The organism is Rhodococcus aerolatus (assembly GCF_054783215.1).
Genome location: NZ_BAAGQZ010000049.1, coordinates 48,052 through 66,185, shown reverse-complemented (window position 1 = coordinate 66,185; position 18,134 = coordinate 48,052). Strand labels below are relative to the sequence as shown.

At 75.9% G+C, this 18,134-nt stretch carries 15 protein-coding genes; 1 reads left to right on the top strand and 14 read right to left on the bottom strand.

What is annotated here, in order from left to right; all coding sequences use genetic code 11:
• Positions 1–1,647, bottom strand: a complete 1,647-nt coding sequence (locus ACYVOF_RS18730; RefSeq protein ID WP_460869188.1) for a fatty acyl-AMP ligase — start codon at positions 1,645–1,647, stop codon at positions 1–3.
• 70 nt (positions 1,648–1,717) lie between these two features.
• On the opposite strand from ACYVOF_RS18730, the gene ACYVOF_RS18725 reads away from it, so the two are divergent.
• Positions 1,718–3,361, top strand: a complete 1,644-nt coding sequence (locus tag ACYVOF_RS18725) for a peptide chain release factor 3 (protein WP_460869186.1) — start codon at positions 1,718–1,720, stop codon at positions 3,359–3,361.
• Between the two features lie 11 nt (positions 3,362–3,372).
• Here the strand turns inward: ACYVOF_RS18725 and ACYVOF_RS18720 are convergent, their stop codons facing one another.
• From ACYVOF_RS18720 to pta, 13 genes are all read right to left on the bottom strand, one after another.
• Complete coding sequence (locus ACYVOF_RS18720; protein ID WP_460869184.1) at positions 3,373–3,828, bottom strand: universal stress protein; 456 nt, start codon at positions 3,826–3,828, stop codon at positions 3,373–3,375.
• A 93-nt stretch (positions 3,829–3,921) separates the two neighbouring features.
• Positions 3,922–5,715 carry an ABC-F family ATP-binding cassette domain-containing protein gene (locus ACYVOF_RS18715; protein WP_460869183.1) on the bottom strand — a complete coding sequence of 598 codons (1,794 nt, stop codon included), beginning with the start codon at positions 5,713–5,715 and terminating at the stop codon, positions 3,922–3,924.
• Positions 5,715–6,656, bottom strand: coding sequence for a 4-(cytidine 5'-diphospho)-2-C-methyl-D-erythritol kinase (locus tag ACYVOF_RS18710; protein WP_460869181.1), 942 nt, complete (start codon positions 6,654–6,656; stop codon positions 5,715–5,717). The genes ACYVOF_RS18715 and ACYVOF_RS18710 overlap by 1 nt, the downstream gene beginning before the upstream one ends.
• A gap of 11 nt (positions 6,657–6,667) precedes the next feature.
• Complete coding sequence (gene rsmA, locus ACYVOF_RS18705; RefSeq protein ID WP_460869238.1) at positions 6,668–7,546, bottom strand: 16S rRNA (adenine(1518)-N(6)/adenine(1519)-N(6))-dimethyltransferase RsmA; 879 nt, start codon at positions 7,544–7,546, stop codon at positions 6,668–6,670.
• Between the two features lie 10 nt (positions 7,547–7,556).
• Positions 7,557–8,729, bottom strand: coding sequence for a transglycosylase family protein (locus ACYVOF_RS18700; protein ID WP_460869180.1), 1,173 nt, complete (start codon positions 8,727–8,729; stop codon positions 7,557–7,559).
• A 178-nt stretch (positions 8,730–8,907) separates the two neighbouring features.
• Positions 8,908–9,753 carry a TatD family hydrolase gene (locus ACYVOF_RS18695; protein ID WP_460869178.1) on the bottom strand — a complete coding sequence of 282 codons (846 nt, stop codon included), beginning with the start codon at positions 9,751–9,753 and terminating at the stop codon, positions 8,908–8,910.
• Positions 9,750–11,612: a methionine--tRNA ligase gene (gene metG / locus ACYVOF_RS18690; protein ID WP_460869176.1), complete on the bottom strand. Its 1,863-nt coding sequence runs from the start codon at positions 11,610–11,612 to the stop codon at positions 9,750–9,752. Before metG ends, ACYVOF_RS18695 begins: the two co-directional genes overlap by 4 nt.
• A 10-nt stretch (positions 11,613–11,622) precedes the next feature.
• Positions 11,623–12,420 carry an ABC transporter ATP-binding protein gene (locus ACYVOF_RS18685; RefSeq protein WP_460869174.1) on the bottom strand — a complete coding sequence of 266 codons (798 nt, stop codon included), beginning with the start codon at positions 12,418–12,420 and terminating at the stop codon, positions 11,623–11,625.
• Entirely contained in the window at positions 12,417–13,418 is a 1,002-nt protein-coding gene (locus ACYVOF_RS18680) for a FecCD family ABC transporter permease (protein ID WP_460869172.1), read from the bottom strand. The genes ACYVOF_RS18685 and ACYVOF_RS18680 overlap by 4 nt, the downstream gene beginning before the upstream one ends.
• On the bottom strand, positions 13,415–14,353 hold the full coding sequence (locus tag ACYVOF_RS18675; protein ID WP_460869170.1) for a helical backbone metal receptor: 939 nt from the start codon (positions 14,351–14,353) through the stop codon (positions 13,415–13,417). The genes ACYVOF_RS18680 and ACYVOF_RS18675 overlap by 4 nt, the downstream gene beginning before the upstream one ends.
• A gap of 242 nt (positions 14,354–14,595) precedes the next feature.
• Positions 14,596–14,919, bottom strand: a complete 324-nt coding sequence (locus ACYVOF_RS18670; protein WP_460869169.1) for a DMT family transporter — start codon at positions 14,917–14,919, stop codon at positions 14,596–14,598.
• Positions 14,916–16,034 (bottom strand): acetate/propionate family kinase, encoded by a 1,119-nt coding sequence (locus ACYVOF_RS18665; protein WP_460869168.1) that lies wholly within the window; start codon positions 16,032–16,034, stop codon positions 14,916–14,918. The genes ACYVOF_RS18670 and ACYVOF_RS18665 overlap by 4 nt, the downstream gene beginning before the upstream one ends.
• The gene (pta, locus tag ACYVOF_RS18660) at positions 16,031–18,133 is read right to left on the bottom strand and encodes a phosphate acetyltransferase (protein ID WP_460869166.1); all 2,103 of its coding nucleotides are present in this window, start codon (positions 18,131–18,133) and stop codon (positions 16,031–16,033) included. Before pta ends, ACYVOF_RS18665 begins: the two co-directional genes overlap by 4 nt.
• Between the last annotated feature and the right edge of the window lies 1 nt (position 18,134).

Here is an 18,134-nt window from a genome sequence, read left to right as displayed (position 1 = left end):
CTAGGCGCCGACGAGCTCGATCGAGCTGGAGCGGCGCAGCTTGCCCGACGGCGTCTTGGGCAGCGAGCCCGGGGCGAGCACGGTGACGGTGCGGGGCCGGGCCGCGACGGCGTCGACCACCGCGGCGGTGACCTCCTTGCGGATGCGGTCCACCTCGGCCGGGTCGTCGGCCTTGCCGGACTCCACCACCACGGCGAAGCTCTCCCGCCGCTCGGCGTCGGCGTCGAGCCGCACCGCGACGACGTTGCCCGCCCGCACCCCGTCGACCACGCCCGCGGCGCGCTCGATGTCGGTGGGGAAGATGTTGCGCCCACCCATGATGATGACGTCCTTCACGCGACCGCAGACCACGACCTCGCCGTCGTCGGTCAGGTAGCCGCGGTCGCCGGTGTCGAGCCAGCCCTCGGCGTCCTGGGTGTCGCGCGGACCGTCCACGGTGAGGTAGCCGGGGGTCACGGCCTCGCCGCGCAGCTGGATGGTGCCGACGCCGCGCCGGTCGAGCACGGTGCCCTGCTCGTCGACCACCCGGGCCTCGAGACCCGGCAGCGGGACGCCCAGGGTGGGGAACCCGCGGGTGGCGGCGCCGTCGGTGGCGGGCTCGGCGCGGGCGTGGTTCTCGAGCTGGTCGGCGTCGACGGTGTCGACGCGGACGGGCTCGTGCAACGACTGGAACGACACGGCCAGCGTCGTCTCGGCCATGCCGTAGGCCGGCATCATCGCCTCGGGCCGCAGGCCGTACGGGGCCCCCGCCTCGACGAAGGCGAGGCTGGCGGCGGGGTCGATGGGCTCGGCCCCGTTGAGCGCCCACTTCACCGACGACAGGTCCAGCTCACCCTCGGCGTACTGGGCGCGGGCGAGCCGCTTGGCGACCACGGCGTAGGCGAAGTTCGGGGCGGCGGTGAGCGAGCCGCGGTACTTGCTGATGAGCTCGAGCCACAGCAGCGGCGAGCGGAGGAAGTCCAGCGGGGTCACGAGCACGACCTCGATGCCCGTGGCCATGGGGACGGTGAGGAAGCCGACCATGCCCATGTCGTGGAACAGCGGCAGCCAGCTGATGCCCACGTCGGTGGTGGGGTCGATCTCCCCGGCCGCGACGATGCCCTCGAGGTTGGCCTGCAGGTTGCGGTGGGTGATGCGGACGGCCTTCGGCGACCCGGTGGACCCCGAGGTCAGCTGCAGCAGGGCCGTCGCGTCCTCGTCGACGTCGAGCGGCTCGACGGGCGTGCCGCCGGTGACCGCCGTCATCTCCAGCACGGTCACGCCGCGCTCGCGCAGCACCTCGAGCACGGGCTCGAAGGGGGTGCCGAGCAGCACCACCTTCGCCTCGACCATCTCCAGGGTGGTCATCGTCTCCGCCGCCCAGTGCCCCAGGTCGGTGCGCGGGGTCGGCTGGTGCAGCATCGTCACGCTCGCCCCGCGCATCCACGCCGCCTGCACCGAGGGGGCGATCTCGGCGGGGCTGCCGGCGAGCACGGTCACCGCGTCACCCGGGCCGACCCCCGCCTCGGCCAGCGCACCGGCCACCCGGCGGGCCGTCTCGTGGATCTCCGCCCACGTCCGGCGCACGGGCTCGTCGGGCTCCCCGGTCACCATGCCGCGCTGCGACGTCGCGGCGGTGCGGAACATCAGGTCGGTGAACGTACTCACGAGTAGCACTCTAGGGCTCGCGGCCGTGCCGGGGCGCCACCAGCCTCGGCGCCGCCCGTATCCTCGTGCCATGACCAGCCCCGCCGCAGCCCCGGGGCACTCCGAGGCCGCCGTCCGCAGCGAGGTCGCCCGTCGGCGCACCTTCGCCGTCATCAGCCACCCCGACGCCGGCAAGTCGACCCTGACCGAGGCGCTCGCCCTGCACGCGCGGGTCATCAACGAGGCCGGGGCCATCCACGGCAAGTCCGGCCGCAAGTCCACGGTCAGCGACTGGATGGAGATGGAGAAGGCCCGCGGCATCTCCGTGTCCTCCACCGCGCTGCAGTTCGCCTACACCGCCCCCGAGGGCTCCCCCGCGGCCGGCACCGAGGCCGTGGTCAACCTCGTCGACACCCCCGGGCACTCCGACTTCTCCGAGGACACCTACCGGGTGCTCACCGCCGTCGACGCCGCGGTGATGCTCATCGACGCCGCGAAGGGCCTGGAGCCGCAGACCCTCAAGCTGTTCCAGGTGTGCCGGCACCGGGGAATCCCCGTCATCACCGTCATCAACAAGTGGGACCGCCCCGGTCAGGCGCCGCTGGAGCTGATGGACGAGATCAGCACCCGCATCGGCCTCGAGCCGACGCCGGTGTTCTGGCCCGTCGGCATCGCCGGGGACTTCCGCGGCCTGCTCGACCGCCGCACCGGCGGCTACGTCCGCTTCACCCGCACCGCGGGCGGGGCGACGATGGCCCCGCAGGAGCACCTCGACCCCGACGCCGCGCTGGCCCGCGAGGGCGTCGACTGGACCACCGCGGTGGAGGAGTCCGAGCTGCTCGCGGCCACCGGGGCCGACCACGACGAGGACCTCTTCCTCGCCGGGCAGACCTCCCCGGTGCTGTTCGCCTCGGCGGTGCTGAACTTCGGGGTGGCGCAGCTGCTCGACCTGCTCGTCGAGCTGGCCCCGCCGCCGCGCGCCCGGATGGACGTCGACGAGAAGCCCCGGGACGTGGTGGACCCGTTCTCCGCCGTGGTGTTCAAGGTGCAGGCGGGCCTGGACTCCTCGCACCGCGACCGGCTCGCCTACATGCGGGTGGTCTCCGGGGTGTTCGACCGCGGCATGGTGGTGACCAACGCGGCCACCGGCAAGCCGTTCACCACCAAGTACGCGCAGTCGGTGTTCGGCCGCGACCGGTCCACCGTGGACACCGCCTACCCGGGCGACGTCGTCGGGCTGGTCAACGCGCTGACCCTCACGGTGGGCGACACCCTCTACGTCGACCGGCCGGTCCGCTTCCCCCCCATCCCCCAGTTCGCCCCCGAGCACTTCCGGGTGCTCCGCGGTGCGGTGGGAGGCAAGGCGAAGCAGTTCCGCCGGGCGGTCGAGCAGCTCGACTCCGAGGGCGTGGTGCAGGTGCTGCGCAACGAGGTCCGCGGCGAGTCGGCGCCCGTGCTGGCCGCGGTCGGGCCCATGCAGTTCGAGGTCGTGGCCGCGCGGATGAAGTCGGAGTTCGACGTCGACGCGCAGATGGAGCCGCTGGGCTACGCGCTGGCCCGGCGCACCGACGCGGAGTCGGCCGCCGAGCTGGACCGCCAGCGCGGCATCGAGGTGTTCACCCGCTCCGACGGCGCGCTGCTGGCCCTGGTCAGCGACAAGTGGCGGCTGCAGTACATCCAGAAGGAGCACCCCGGCCTGACGCTGGAGCCGCTGGTCGCCACCGCCGACGTCTGAGGCGCGCCCGCTCAGCTGCCGGTGCGGGGGCGGATCACGGTCACCGGGCACGGGGCGCCGAAGACGACGCGGGTGGTGACGGAGCCGAGCAGGGCGCCCGCGACGCCGCCGCGGCCCTCGCTGCCCACCACGAGCAGGTCGGCCCCGACGGCGGCCTTGATGAGCTCGCCGGCGGTGTTGCCCACCGTGACGACGCCCTCCACGTCCACGCCGGCCACGTCGTCACCCACCGCGGCGCGGACCTCGCCGAGGATCTGCTGCTGCTGCGCGCCGATCGCGCCCGGGTCCTGCCGCGGGGAGGACGAGGGCAGGCCGTAGGCGGTCGCCCACTCGTCGACCGGCCGCACCACCGACACCGCCTTGAGCGCCGCCCCGCGCCGGGCGGCGTCGCGCAGCGCGAACGCCAGCGCGTCGCGCGAGCACGGCGACCCGTCGATGCCGACCACGACCACACCAGAGGCACTCATGGGGCCAGACCCTGCCCGGTCGACCCCGACCACCGCAACGGGCATTTCGGACACGACGCCCAGACGTGATGTTCCCCCGCGGGCGCCGGCCGGTCAGCCCACCTGCTCGTAGAGCTCCATCCAGCGGTCCTCCGCCTCGGCCTTCTCCGCCTGCACGGCCTTGAGCTCCTGGCCGAGGGTGGCCAGCGCGCCGGGGTCGGTCGCGGCCTCGAGCAGCCGCGCGTGCAGCGCCTTCTCGCGGTCGTCGAGCTTGGCCACGGTGCGCTCCACCTTGGACAGCTCCTTGCGGGCGGCGCGGGAGTCGGCCGCCGAGGTGGGCGCGGGGGCACCGGCCGGCCGCTCGGCCGCCCCCCGGTCGCCCGCCGCCTGCTGCGCCGCGCGGCGCCGCAGGTATTCCTCGATGCCGCCGGGCAGGTTGGTCAGCGCGCCGTCGCCGAACAGCGCCCAGGTGGAGTCGCAGATGCGCTCGACGAGGTACCGGTCGTGGCTGACCACCACCATCGTCCCGGGCCAGCCGTCGAGGAGGTCCTCCAGCTGCTGGAGTGTGTCGATGTCGAGGTCGTTGGTGGGCTCGTCGAGCAGCAGCACGTTCGGCTCGGCCATGAGCACCCGGGTGAGCTGCAGCCGGCGCCGCTCCCCGCCGGAGAGGTCGCCGACGGGCACGCGCTGCCGGGCCGGGGCGAACCCGAGCCGCTCGGCGAGCTGCGCGGCGGACATCTCCCGGCCGCCCAGGGTGACCACCCGGGCCACGTCCTCCACCGCGTCGAGCACGCGCATCGTCAGCGGCAGGTCGTCGAGCTCCTGGCGCAGCCACCCCAGGGCCACCGTCTGGCCCTGGACGCGGGTGCCCCGCACCAGCTCCGACGCCCCGGCCAGGGCGCGCAGCAGGGTGGTCTTGCCGGAGCCGTTCACCCCGACCAGGCCCACCCGCTCCCCCGGCGCCAGCCGCCAGGTGAGGTCGCGGACGAGCTCGCGGCCGTCGGGCGAGGCCAGCGTCGCGTCCTCCAGCTCGAGGACGACCTTGCCCAGGCGGCGGGTGGCGAACGACGCCAGCGCGACCGAGTCCCGGGGCGGGGGCACGTCGGCGATGAGCGCCTCGGCGGACTCGATCCGGTAGCGGGGCTTGGACGTCCGGGCCGGCGGGCCGCGGCGCAGCCACGCGAGCTCCTTGCGGGCGAGGTTGCGGCGGCGGTCCTCGGCGGCGTCGGCCTGGCGGCCCCGCTCGGCGCGGGCGTAGACCCAGTCGCCGTAGCCGCCCTCGTAGGCGTCGACGACCCCGTCGTGGACCTCCCAGGTGCGGGTCGCGACCGTGTCGAGGAACCACCGGTCGTGGGTGACGACGACGAGCGCGCTGCGCCGCGCGGCCAGGTGCTCGGCCAGCCACTGCACGCCCTCGACGTCGAGGTGGTTGGTCGGCTCGTCGAGCACCAGCAGGTCGAGGTCCTGCACCAGCGCGGCGGCCAGGGCCACGCGGCGGCGCTCCCCGCCGGAGAGGTCGTCCACGCGGGCGGCCAGGCTGCCGGCGAGGTCGCCGGCCAGCTGGTCGAGGCCGATGCCGCCCAGCACGGAGCGGATGCGCGCGTCGCCCGCCCACTCGTGCTCGGGCACGTCGAGCGGGGCGAGGACGACCTCGCCCACCGTGGAGCCGGGCGGCAGCACGCCGCGCTGGGTCACCACGGCGCTGCGCAGCCCGCCCGCGCGGCTGACCCGGCCGGAGTCGGGCGGCTCGAGGCCGGTGAGCACCTCGAGCAGCGTCGTCTTGCCGCCCCCGTTGAGCCCGACGACGCCGACGCGCTCGCCGGTCGCGACGCCGAGGGACACCCCGTCGAGCAGGGGGCGCACGCCGAAGGTCTTGTGGACGTTCTCGAGGTTGACCAGGTTCGCCATCAGGCGGACCCCCGTCCTGGTGCGTCGGCGGAGAGCACGCGCGCGCCGGGTGCGGGTCCGGTGGCCACCCGCACGGTGCGGCACACCCCCGCCCCGGCCAGCTCGGCGCTCACGGTGAGAGCGGCCCCGGCGTCGGCGCACAGGAAGGCGCACGTCGGTCCGGAGCCGGAGACGATCCCGGCCAGGGCGCCGGCCTCGGTGCCCGCGCGCAGGGTGCGGCGCAGCCCCGGGGCGAGCGAGAGGGCGGCGGCCTGCAGGTCGTTGCCCAGCAGCGGGGCCACGCGGTGCGGGTCGCCGGAGGCCAGCGCGTGCATCAGCGGCTCGTGGCTGCCCAGCCGGGGGCGCTCCCCGGTGGCCCGCAGCCGGTCGAGCTCGGCGTAGACGGCGGGGGTGGACAGCCCGGTGGACGACAGCGCCAGCACCCAGTGCAGCGTGCGGCGGCCCAGCACGGGGGTGAGCTGCTCGCCGCGGCCGGTGCCGATGGCGGTGCCGCCGAGCAGCGCGAACGGCACGTCGCTGCCCAGCTCGGCGGCGAGCCCGGCCAGCTGGTCGCGGCTGAGCTCCAGGCGCCACAGCGAGGTCAGGGCCAGCAGCGTCGCGGCCGCGTCGGCGCTGCCCCCGGCCATGCCGCCGGCGACGGGGATGCCCTTGGCCAGGCTGAGCACCACGTCGGGCTCGCGCTCGGTGGCCTCGGCCAGCAGCACGGCCGCCTGCCAGGCCAGGTTGCCCGCGTCGGTGGGGACGGTGCCCGCGCCCTCACCGGAGACGAGCACCGACAGCTCGGCGGCCGGGGCGGCGGTGACGTCGTCGGCCAGCGAGAGGGCGTGGAACACGCTGACCAGCTCGTGGTAGCCGTCGTCGCGCCGGTCGCCCACGGCGAGGTGCAGGTTGACCTTGGCCGGGGCCCGGACGGTGACGGGGGATCCGACGACGGCGAGCACGGGGCCCGATCCTATCGGGGCGCTGCCGCCGCGATCGCCACGAACGCCGCGACGTCGAGGGACTCCCCGCGGGCGCCCGGGTCGACCCCGGCCGCGCGCAGCACCGCCTCGGCCTGGGCGGCACCCCCGGCCCAGCCGGCCAGCGCGGCGCGCAGCGTCTTGCGGCGCTGCGCGAAGGCGGCGTCGACGACGCGGAACACGTCGCGGCGGTCGGCGCCCGGGAACGGGTCGACGGCGTGGCGGTCGAGGCGCACCAGCCCGGAGTCGACCCCGGGGACGGGCCAGAACACCGAGCGCCCGACGGGCCCGGCGCGCCGCACGTCGCCGAAGAAGCGGGCCTTGACGCTGGGGACGCCGTAGGTGCGGCTGCCGGGCGGGGCGGCGAGCCGCTCGGCCACCTCCGCCTGCACCATGACCAGCGCGGTGCGCAGCCGGGGCAGCTCGGCGAACAGGTGCAGCAGCACGGGGACGGCCACGTTGTAGGGCAGGTTGGCCACCAGCGCGGTGGGCCCGACGGGCAGGTCCACCCCGCGCAGGGCCAGGGCGTCGGCGGCGAGGACGAGCAGGCCGCCGGCCTGCTGCGGCGCGCGCTCGGCCACGGTGGCGGGCAGCCGGCGGGCCAGCACCGGGTCGACCTCCACGGCCACGACCGACCGGGCCACCCCGAGCAGGCCGAGGGTCAGGGAGCCCAGGCCGGGGCCGACCTCGAGGACGACGTCGTCGGGACCCACCCCGGAGTCGGCGACGATGCGCCGGACGGTGTTGGCGTCGTGGACGAAGTTCTGCCCGAGGGTCTTGGTGGGCCGCAGGTCGAGCTCGGCGGCCAGCGCACGCACCTCGGCCGGACCCAGCAGTGCGGGTCCGGCCGAGGTGGGGTCGGGCGTGGTCAGGACCGTCCGGTCACAGGCCGAGCCGGGCGGAGCAGGACGGCCAGGGGGCGAAGCCGCGGCCCGCGGAGAGCCGCTCGGCCACGGCGATCTGCTGCTCGCGGGTGGCCAGGTCGGCGCGGGGCGCGTACTGCCCGCCGCCGTTGGAGAGCCACGTGCCCGAGTCGAACTGCAGGCCGCCGTAGAAGCCGTTGCCGGTGTTGATCGACCAGTTGCCGCCGGACTCGCACTGGGCGAGCGCGTCCCAGGAGCTGCCGTTGCTCACGCTCGGGGCGGCCGCGCCGGTGTTCCCGCCGCCGGAGGGGGCGGCGTCCGACGAGGAGGAGGACGAGGACGAGGCGGCGGGGGCCTTGGTGCCGACGCGGGTGACGGTCGGCTGGGCGGGCCTGGTCACCGTGACGCTGAGCTGCTCGCGTCCGGTCTCCTTGCCGTCGGTGGTGGTGACCTTGAAGGTCACCTTCTCCTCGCCGGGCACGCCGGGGGTCTGCACCTCGGTCTCGCCCTTGGCCAGGTCGGGGGCGTCGACCTTCTGCTCCGGCGGGGCCAGCGGCCGGGTCTCGTCGACGTTCGCGACGCGCACGCGGGTGATGGCCATGCTCATGAGGTTGGTGACGGGCACGTCGGCCGCAGCGGTGCTCGTGTCGGTGGGCTCGAGCGGGGCGATGCCCTCCTCGGCCATGAGCTCGCCGACACTGAGCGCAGGGCTGAAGACGGTGCGCAGCACGCCGCCGTCGGTGACGCTGACGACCTTGAGCGAGCGCACGTCGAGCTGGTAGCCCTCGAGCGGCAGGCGCTGCGAGCGCGAGGCGGAGAGCTGCGTGCCGTCACCGGCCAGGGAGAGCTGGTCCAGCGCCTCGTCCACGGTGAGCGCGGTGGTCCACACCTGGCGGGGCTGGCCGTCCACGGTGAGGTCGAGCGGGCGGCCGCGGCGCAGCACGATGGTGTCGCCGCTGCCGATCGGCGCGGTGGCCGCGGGCGCGACGACGTCGTGGTCGCCCACGGTCAGGCCGGCGGCACCCAGGGCGCCGCTGACGTCACCGGACATGGTCGAGACGGAGCTCGTCTCGCCGTCGACCTCGACGGTGACGGTCTTCTCGGCGGCGACGGCGACCGCCGCCCCGGCGGTCAGGGTCAGCAGCAGGGCGCCGACGGTGGCGCGGGCGGCGAAGGCACGGGTGAGGGGCACAGGTGTCCTGGTGGTGGCAGGTCCCGGGCAGGGGTGGGCGCACCGGCGCGGGCGGGCAGCACGCGACCACCGGCGCGAGCACCGGCCTGAGGGGGGCACCCGGGACTTCCCCATCCCGGCTGTCGATCACGGCACGGTAACGGGTCCGGGCGCGACGGGGCAACCGTCCTGACGCACCTCACACGAGCGGTGGCAGCCCGTACACGCGCTCGGCCGTGGCGGTGGTGGCCGCGGCGAGGGCGACGGGGTCGTCCCCGCGCAGCTCCGCCAGCGCCCGCAGCGTCCACGGCAGGCAGTGCGGCCGGTTGGGCCGGCCCCGGTGCGGGTGGGGGGTGAGGAACGGCGCGTCGGTCTCGACCATGAGCTGCCCGGCCGGCACCAGCGGAGCCGCGGCGTGCAGCTCGCGGGCGTTGCGGAAGCTGACCGGCCCGGCGAAGGAGAGGACGTACCCCGCGTCGACGCACTCCCGGGCCACGGCGGCGTCCCCGGAGAAGCAGTGGAAGACCACCGTCCCCGGTGCGCCCTCCTCCCGCAGCACCCGGAGCACGTCGGCGTGGGCCTCCCGGTCGTGGATCATGAGCGGCTTGCCGACGCGCTTGGCCAGGTCGACGTGCCACCGCAGCGCCTCCTCCTGGGTGGCCGGGTCGGCGCAGCCGTCGAGCTTGCCGGGCCAGTAGTGGTCGAGCCCGGTCTCCCCCACGGCGACGACACGGGGCTGGGCGGCGAGGTGCTCGAGCTCGGTGCGGGCGGCGTCGTCGAGGTCCCCGGCGCGGGTGGGGTGCAGCGCCACGGCCGCCCACACCCGGGGGTCCCACGTGGAGGCCTCGACCACCCACCGGGCGGAGCCCAGGTCGTCGGCCACGGTGACGACGCGGCCGACGCCGACGCGGGCCGCGCGGTCCAGCACCGCGGCGACGTCGAGGGCCGTGGTGGCCCCGCAGGCGTCGAGGTGGGTGTGGGCGTCGACGAGGGTGCCCGGCGGGCCGAGCGGCTCCGGGTCCTCCGGGACGGTGTCGCGGCTCATGCCGGGGCGACCGGCGCCCACTCCGGCCCGGTCTCCCCCAGGCCCGGGTCGAGCTTGGTGAACAGCGGGGTCGGCTTGGCCAGCGGCGTGCCGGCGTGGATCTCGGTGCGGCCCCAGTGCGCCTGCTCGGCCGAGTAGTCCCCGGTGATGACGGGGTAGGACCGTCCCGCCTCGGGCAGGCCGGTGCCGGTGAGCCGGTCGGTCAGCTCGGAGCGCACGTCGTCGGTGACCTCGCGGACCTCCGGCTGCGCCGACCAGGTGCCGGTGCCGCCGATCGCCGTGTGCACCTGCTGGGCGGAGTGGGGCAGGAACGGGGTGAGCAGGGCGTTGGCGTCGGAGACCACCTGCAGCGCGGTGTGCAGGACGGTGGCCTGGCGATCCCGGTCGGCCTCGTCGCCCTTGGCCAGCTTCCAGGGCTCGGTCTCGGAGATGTAGCGGTTGGCCAGGGTGACCACCCGCATGGCCTCCCCCGCGGCCTGCTTGAACCGGCTGCGCCGCAGGTGCGCCCCCACGGTGTCGAACGCCGCCTCCGACGCGCGCAGCAGCTCCACGTCGACGTCCTGGCGCGTCCCCGGCGTGGGGATGGCGCCGAAGCCCTTGTGCGCCATGGACACCGAGCGGTTGACGAGGTTGCCCCACTCGTTGGCGAGCTCGAAGTTGGTGCGCCGGACGAACTCGTCCCAGGTGAAGTCGGTGTCCTGGTTCTCCGGGCCGGCGACCGAGATGAAGTAGCGCAGCGCGTCGGGGCCGAAGTCGCGCAAGAAGTCCCGCACGTAGATGACGGTGCCGCGGCTGGTGGAGAACTTCGAGCCGCTCATGGTGAGGAACTCGCTGGAGACGACCTCGGTGGGCAGGTCGAGCCGGCCCAGGGAGCCGGGCTCGCCGCCGCGGGCGCCCCGGCCGTCGTACCCCAGCAGCTGGGCGGGCCAGATCTGGGAGTGGAAGGTGATGTTGTCCTTGCCCATGAAGTAGTAGCTCAGGGCCTGCGGGTCGCACCACCACTCGCGCCACGCCTCGGGGTCCCCGCTGCGGTGCGCCCACTCGATGCTGGCCGAGAGGTAGCCGATGACGGCGTCGAACCACACGTAGAGCTTCTTGTCGGGCCGGTCGGACCACCCGTCGAGCGGGATGGGCACGCCCCAGTCGATGTCGCGGCTCATCGCCCGCGGCTTGAGGTCGGCGACGAGGTTGAGCGAGAACTTCAGCACGTTGGGCCGCCAGTCGACGCGGCCGCCCAGCCAGTCGCCGAGCGCGTCGGCCAGGGCGGGCAGGTCGAGGAAGAAGTGCTCGGTCTCGACGAACGTCGGCGTCTCCCCGTTGATCCGGCTGCGGGGGTCGATCAGGTCGGCCGGGTCGAGCTGGTTGCCGCAGTTGTCGCACTGGTCGCCGCGGGCGGAGGCGTAGCCGCAGATGGGGCAGGTGCCCTCGACGTAGCGGTCGGGCAGGGTGCGCCCGGTCGACGGGCTGATGGCCCCGGTGGTGGTCCGCGGCACCATGTAGCCGTTGCGGTGCAGGGTGCGGAACAGCTCCTGGGTGACGGCGTAGTGGTTGCGGGTGGTGGTGCGGGTGAACAGGTCGTAGCTCAGCCCCAGGCCGGCGAGGTCCTCGACGATGACGCGGTTGTAGCGGTCGGCCAGGGCCTGGACGCCCCCCGCTGTGCCCTCCTTGTCGGCCTGCACCAGCAGCGGGGTGCCGTGCTCGTCGGTGCCGGAGACCATGAGCACCCGGTTGCCGGCCATCCGCTGGTAGCGGGAGAACACGTCGGAGGGCACGCCGAAGCCGGAGACGTGGCCGATGTGGCGGGGGCCGTTGGCGTACGGCCAGGCGACGGCGGTGAGGACGGACGAGGGACCGGGCATGGGGGCGAGCCTATCGGCGGGCGCGAGGGGGATCTGCTCGCGGACGCCGGGGTGCGACGACCAGGCCGTCGGGGGTGTCCAGGACGGTGGCGCGGGCGCCGTGGTGCTCGGCGAGCAGCTCGGCGGTGAGCACCTCCCGGGGTGTCCCCCGCGCGACGACGCGGCCGTGGGCCAGGGCGACGAGCCGGTCGGCGTACTGCCCGGCCAGCGACAGGTCGTGCAGCGTGGCCACCACGGTCAGCCCGTCCTCGACCCGCAGCCGGTCCACGAGCTCGAGCACCTGCTGGGCGTGGCCGAGGTCGAGCGCGGCGGTCGGCTCGTCGAGCAGCAGCACCTGCGCCCGCTGGGCCAGCGCCCGGGCGACGACGGCGCGCTGCGCCTCGCCGCCGGACAGCGTGCCGAGCCGGCGCCCGGCCAGGGCGTCGAGGTCGAGCCGGGCCAGGGCCCGGGCGACCTCTGCGCGGTCGACCGCCCCGGGTGCGGCGAGCACCCCGAGGTGCGGGGTGCGCCCGAGCGCGACGTAGTCGGTGACGGTGGTGTCCTCGGGCAGCACGGGGCGCTGCGGCACCAGGGCCAGCAGTCGGGCCTGCGCGCGGCGGCCCAGCGAGCGCACCGCCTGCCCGCCGACGCGGACCTCGCCGTCGGCGGGCAGCAGCCCGAGCACGGCGCGCAGCAGGGTGGACTTGCCGGACCCGTTGGGCCCCACCACCGTCGTCCAGCTGCCCGCGGCGACGTCGAGGTCGACGCCGTCGAGCACCCGGGCGCCGCCGAGCTCGACGGTCAGGCCGCGGACGCGGAGGTCGGTCACCGCCGGGCCCCCGACCACAGCAGCCCCGCGAAGAACGGGGCGCCGACGAACGCGGTGACCACGCCGATGGGCAGCTCGGCCGGGGCCAGCACCACCCGGGCCAGCAGGTCGGCCAGCACCAGGAACGCCGCCCCCGCCAGCAGGCAGGCGGGCAGCAGCACCCGGTGCCCGGGCCCGACGAGGCCGCGGACCAGGTGCGGCACCACGAGGCCGACGAACCCGATGAGCCCGCTCACCGCGACGGCCGAGGCGGTGGCCAGGGAGGCCGCGACGATGACGGCCAGCCGCACCCGGGCCGGGTCCGTGCCCAGGCTGCGGGCCTCGTCGTCGCCGACGGCCAGCACGTCGAGCGGCCGGGCGAGCAGCAGCAGCACCACCACGGCCGGCACCAGGTAGGGCAGCACCAGGAGCAGGTCCGCGTAGGAGGCGCCGCCGAGCCGCCCCAGGATCCAGCCGTAGACCTCGCGCAGGCTCTCGCTGCGCTGCTGCTGCAGCAGGGTCTGCACGGCACCGAGGAAGGAGGCGACCGCGACCCCGGAGAGCAGCAGCGTCGCCCCCGTCGAGCCGCCCACGGCCCGGGCCAGCGCGAACGCCGCCCCCACCCCGGCCAGCGCCCCGACGAACGCGGCCACGGGGACCAGGCCGACGGGGCCCAGCGTGCGCACCGGGGAGAGCGCGATGACGACCGTCGCCCCCAGCCCGGCGCCCCCGGCCGCCCCCAGCAGGTACGGGTCGGCCAGCGGGTTGCGGAACACGCCCTGGTAGCCCGCGCCGGCCACGGCCAGCGCCGCCCCGACGACCCCGGCCAGCAGCACCCGGGGCAGCCGCAGCTGCAGCAGCACCGCGGCCCGGGTGGGGTCGAGGCCCGGGCCGAGGCCGGTCAGCGTGCCGACCACCCGGCCGGGTGCCAGCGGCAGCGCGCCGACGGCCACCCCGGCCAGGGCGGCGAGCAGCAGCGCGACGGTCAGCCCCGCCAGCACCACCGCCGGCCTGGTCACCGGGCCAGCGTCGCGGCGACCGCCTCGGCCAGGTCGGCGGTGCGCGGGCCCCAGCGCGAGGCGACGTCGTCGTCCGCGGCCAGCACCCGGCCCGCGGCGACGGCGGGCACCGCGCCGACGACCGGGCGGGCCGCGAAGCTCGCCGCGTCGACGCCGCAGCACACGGTGTCGGCGAGGACGACCACCTCGGGTGCGGCCCCGGCCACGGCCTCGGCCGAGAGCTGCGGGTAGCCACCGGCCGGGTCGGGGGCGGTGTCGGCGATGTTGCGCAGGCCGAACAGGGCGTAGAGCTGCCCGAGGAAGGTCTGTGAGGTGACGGTGTAGTAGGTGGGGTCGAGCTCGTGGTAGACGCTCAGCCCGCGCGACGACGCGGGAGCGCTCGCCACCGCCGCGCTGATCCGGTCGCGGGTGCTGCCGGCCAGCGCGGTCGCCTCGTCGACGTGGCCGGTGGCGGTGCCGAGGGCCGCCATCTGCGCGTAGCTCTCCTCGAGGCTGGCCGCGGCGGCGAGCTGCAGGGTGGGGATGCGCAGCCGGGTCAGCCCGTCGAGCAGGCCGTTGAGGTCGTCGCTGACGACCACGAGGTCGGGGGTGTAGCCGGCGACGGCCTCGGCGCTGGGGGTGAAGGCCGACAGGTCGGTCACCGGGGCCTGCGCGGGGTAGGTCGAGGTGGAGTCGACGGCGACGACCTGGTCGCCCGCCCCCATGCCGAACAGCATCTCCGTGCCGGTGGCCGACATCGACACCACGCGGGTGGGCCGGGCGGGCACGGTGACCTCGCCGTTGGTCCCGGTGACGGTGACCGGGAACGCCCCGGACGGGTCGGCGGTGCCGCTGCCGGTGGTGCCGGCGTCGTCGGACCCGGCGCCGCAGGCGGTGAGCACGGCGAGCAGCAGGGCGGTGACGAGGGCGAGCAGGGGGGTGCGGGTGCGGGTCACGGGGTCCTCAGGGGTGACCGGGGCGCGCGCCGGCGCCGGGTCCTCGCCCACCGCGCGGCCCCCGCTCCGAGGGTCGGGGACATCGACGCGCGGCAGGCGATCTGGCTCGGGCCCCGCGGGGGCCTCCACAGCTGCGGGACAGCGCCGGGTTCGCACCGGACTTCGCTGCGCGTGCGTCGTCGGCACCAGCCGACCGGGGCGACGGTAACAGCGTGCTGGGTGCCCGGTGCGTCCCGAGCGACCTAGTGCGCCCCGGAGAGGTTGAGCACCACCACGCCGGCGATGACGAGGGCGATCCCCGCGACCTTGACCAGGGTCAGCGGCTCGTCGAGGAACAGCGCCCCGACGGCGACGATGAGCGTGGTGCCCAGGCCCGCCCAGATCGCGTAGCCGACCCCGACGTCGAGGCCCCGCTCGACGGCGTTGGCCAGGGCGACGAACGCGACGAGGTAGGCGGCGACGCAGCCCACGGTGGGCCAGAGCCGGCTGAACCCCTCGGTCGCCTTGAGCAGGCTGGTGCCCGCCACCTCGGCGACGATGGCCACGGCCAGCAGCAGGTAGGTCACCGGCCGTCCCCCACCAGGGCGGCGGTCGCGGCGGCGATGACCCGCTCCTCGTCGGTGCGGGCCACGAGCACCGGCACCGCGGAGGCGTCCGTGGTGATCGGCCGCACCGGGGCGTCCGGGGCCGCGTCGTTGCGGGCCGGGTCGAGCTCCACCCCCAGCGGGGCCAGCAGGCGCAGCACCCGGGCCCGGAACGGGGCGGCGTGCTCGCCGATGCCGCCGGTGAGCACCAGCGCGGGCAGGCCACCGAGCGCCACCTGGTAGCCGGCGACGGTCGTCGCGAGCCGGTACGCGGCCACGTCGAGGGCGACCTCGGCCGCCGGGTCCCCGGCGTCGGCGCGGGCCTGCACGGCGCGCATGTCGGCGTCCCCGGCCAGGCCGAGCAGCCCGGAGCGGCGGTTGAGCAGGTCGTCGACCTCCGCCGTCGTCCACCCCAGCCGCAGCAGGTGCAGCACCACCCCGGGGTCGAGGTCGCCGGAGCGGGTGCCCATGACGAGCCCGGCCAGCGGGGTCAGGCCCATGGTGGTGTCGACGCTGCGCCCGTCCAGCACCGCGCACGCCGAGGCCCCGTTGCCCAGGTGCGCGACGACCCCGGTGAAGCGGTCCACCCCGAGGTGGGTCGCGGCCGCCGCGGCGACGAACTCGTAGGACGTGCCGTGGAACCCGTAGCGGCGCACGCCCAGGTCGGTGTGCAGCGCGGTGGGCACGGCGTAGCGCCAGGCCCGCTCGGGCAGCGTGGCGTGGAAGGCGGTGTCGAACACCGCGACCTGCGGGGTGCCGGGGCGCCGGGCGGTCACGGCACGGATGCCGGCCACCCCGGCCGGGTTGTGCAGCGGCGCCAGCGGTGCGAGCGCCTCGACCTCGGCGAGCACGTCGTCGTCGAGCAGCACGGGGGCGTGGAAGCGCTCCCCGCCGTGGACCACCCGGTGGCCCACGGCGTCGACGGCGAGGCCCTCGGGCAGCCCGTCGAGCACCTGGGCCAGCGCGGCCGCGTGGTCCGGGGCGTCGCCGCTGCCGATGCGTTCCACCGCGCCCTGGGCCAGCAGGGTGCCGTCGGGCTCGGCCCGCACCTGCCACTTCAGCGTGGACGACCCGGAGTTGAGGACGAGGACGTTCACCGGGAGGTCTCCCGCGGGGCCTGCGCCTGGATCGCGGTGATGACGACGGTGTTGATGACGTCGGTGACGGTGGCGCCGCGGGAGAGGTCGTTGACCGGCTTGGCCAGGCCCTGCAGCACCGGGCCGATCGCGACCGCGCCGGCCGACTGCTGCACCGCCTTGTAGGTGTTGTTCCCCGTGTTGAGGTCCGGGAAGACGAACACCGTCGCCTGCCCGGCGACGGCGGAGCCGGGCAGCTTCGACGCGGCGATGGAGGCGTTGACGGCGGCGTCGTACTGGATGGGGCCCTCCACGGCCAGCTCGGGGCGGCGCTCGCGGACGAGAGCCGTGGCGGCGCGGACCTTGTCGACGGCGGCGCCGGAGCCCGACTCCCCCGTGGAGTAGGAGAGCATCGCCACCCGGGGCTCGACGCCGAAGCGGGCGGCGGTGCCGGCGGAGGCCACGGCGATGTCGGCGAGCTGCTCGGCCGTCGGGTCGGGGACGATCGCGCAGTCCCCGTAGGCGAGCACCCGGTCGGGCAGGCACATGAGGAACACCGAGGAGACGGTGTCCACGCCCTCGGCGGTGCCGATGAGCTGCAGCGCCGGCCGGATGGTGTGCGCGGTGGTGTGCGCCGCGCCGGAGACCATGCCGTCGGCCAGTCCGAGGTGGACCATGAGGGTGCCGAAGAACGAGACGTCGACGACGGTGTCGCGGGCGGTCTCCAGGTCGACCCCGCGGTGCGCGCGCAGCCGGGCGTACTCGGCGGCGAAGCGCTCCCGGTGCTCGGAGGTGGCCGGGTCGACGACCTCCACCCCGGAGAGGTCGGTGCCGTGCGCGGCGGCCACGCCGGCGACGTCGTCGGGGGCGCCGAGCAGCACCAGGTCGCACACCCCGCGCCGCACGAGGATCTCGGCGGCCTGCTGCACGCGGGGCTCGGTGCCCTCGGGCAGCACGACCCGGCGGCGCTGCGCCGCGGCCCGCTGCACCAGCTCGTGGGCGAAGCGCACCGGGGTCATCCGCACCGCGCGGGGCAGGGCGAGGCGCTCGACGAGCTCGGCGGTGTCGGTGGCCTCGTGGAACACCCCGAGGCCGGTGGCCAGGGTGCGGGCACCGGCGTGGGCGAGGTCGGCCCGGACCTCGGCCACGGCCCGGGCGGCGGTGAAGGTGTCCTCGTCCAGCGCCAGCACGGGGAACGGGGCGTCGCGCAGGATCCCGGCGATGGTGGGGTGCGGGGCGATCCCCCCGGTGAGCAGCACGCCGGCGGGGACGGGGAACGACGACGACAGCGACGACGCGAGGGTGGCCACGAGCACGTCGGCGCGGTCGCCGGGGGTGATGACCAGGGCGCCGTCGCCGAGCAGGGTGAGGAAGTGCTCGACCGTCATGGCGGCGACGCGGACGCTGCGCACGTCCCGGTCGGCCAGCCGGTCCCCGCCGCCGACCACCCGCGCGCCGATGCCCTCGGCCACCTCGGCGACGTTGGGCCAGGCCAGCTCCGGGGTCTCCGGCAGGACGTAGACGGGCCGGCCGGACGCCCCGAGGTGGACCTGGTCGCGCACCGCGCCCAGCAGCTCGACGGGCACCCGGTTGACCATGATCGCGGCCAGCGAGCAGCCCGCGGCGACGACCTCCTTGCGGGCCAGGTCCACCGACTCCACGACGGCGTCGACCGCGCTGCCCGCGGCCCCGACCACGCCCACCACCACGGCCCCGAGGTGGTTCGCCAGCTCGGTGTTGAGGTCGAACTCGACGCCCAGGTCGCGGCCGTCCTCGAAGTCCGACCCGTCGACGATGACGACGTCGGCCTGCGCGGCGAGCGCGGTGTAGGCCTCGACGGCGCGGCGGTGCACCTCGTCGCGGTGGCCGTCGGCGAGCAGCGCCCGCGCCTCGGCGCGCGACATCGCCCCCCGGGCGGCGGTGACGCCCACGCGGTCCCGGACGAGGCGGACCAGCGGGTCGTCGTCGGGGTCGGCGCCGGGCTCGGTCGCGGTGAGCGGGCGAAGGAACGCGAGCGAGTCGGCGTGGGTGCGCATCACGTCCAGCAGGCCCAGGGTCACCAGGGACTTGCCGGTCCCGGGGTTGGCCGCCACGACGTAGACACCTCGGGCCGCGGTCACG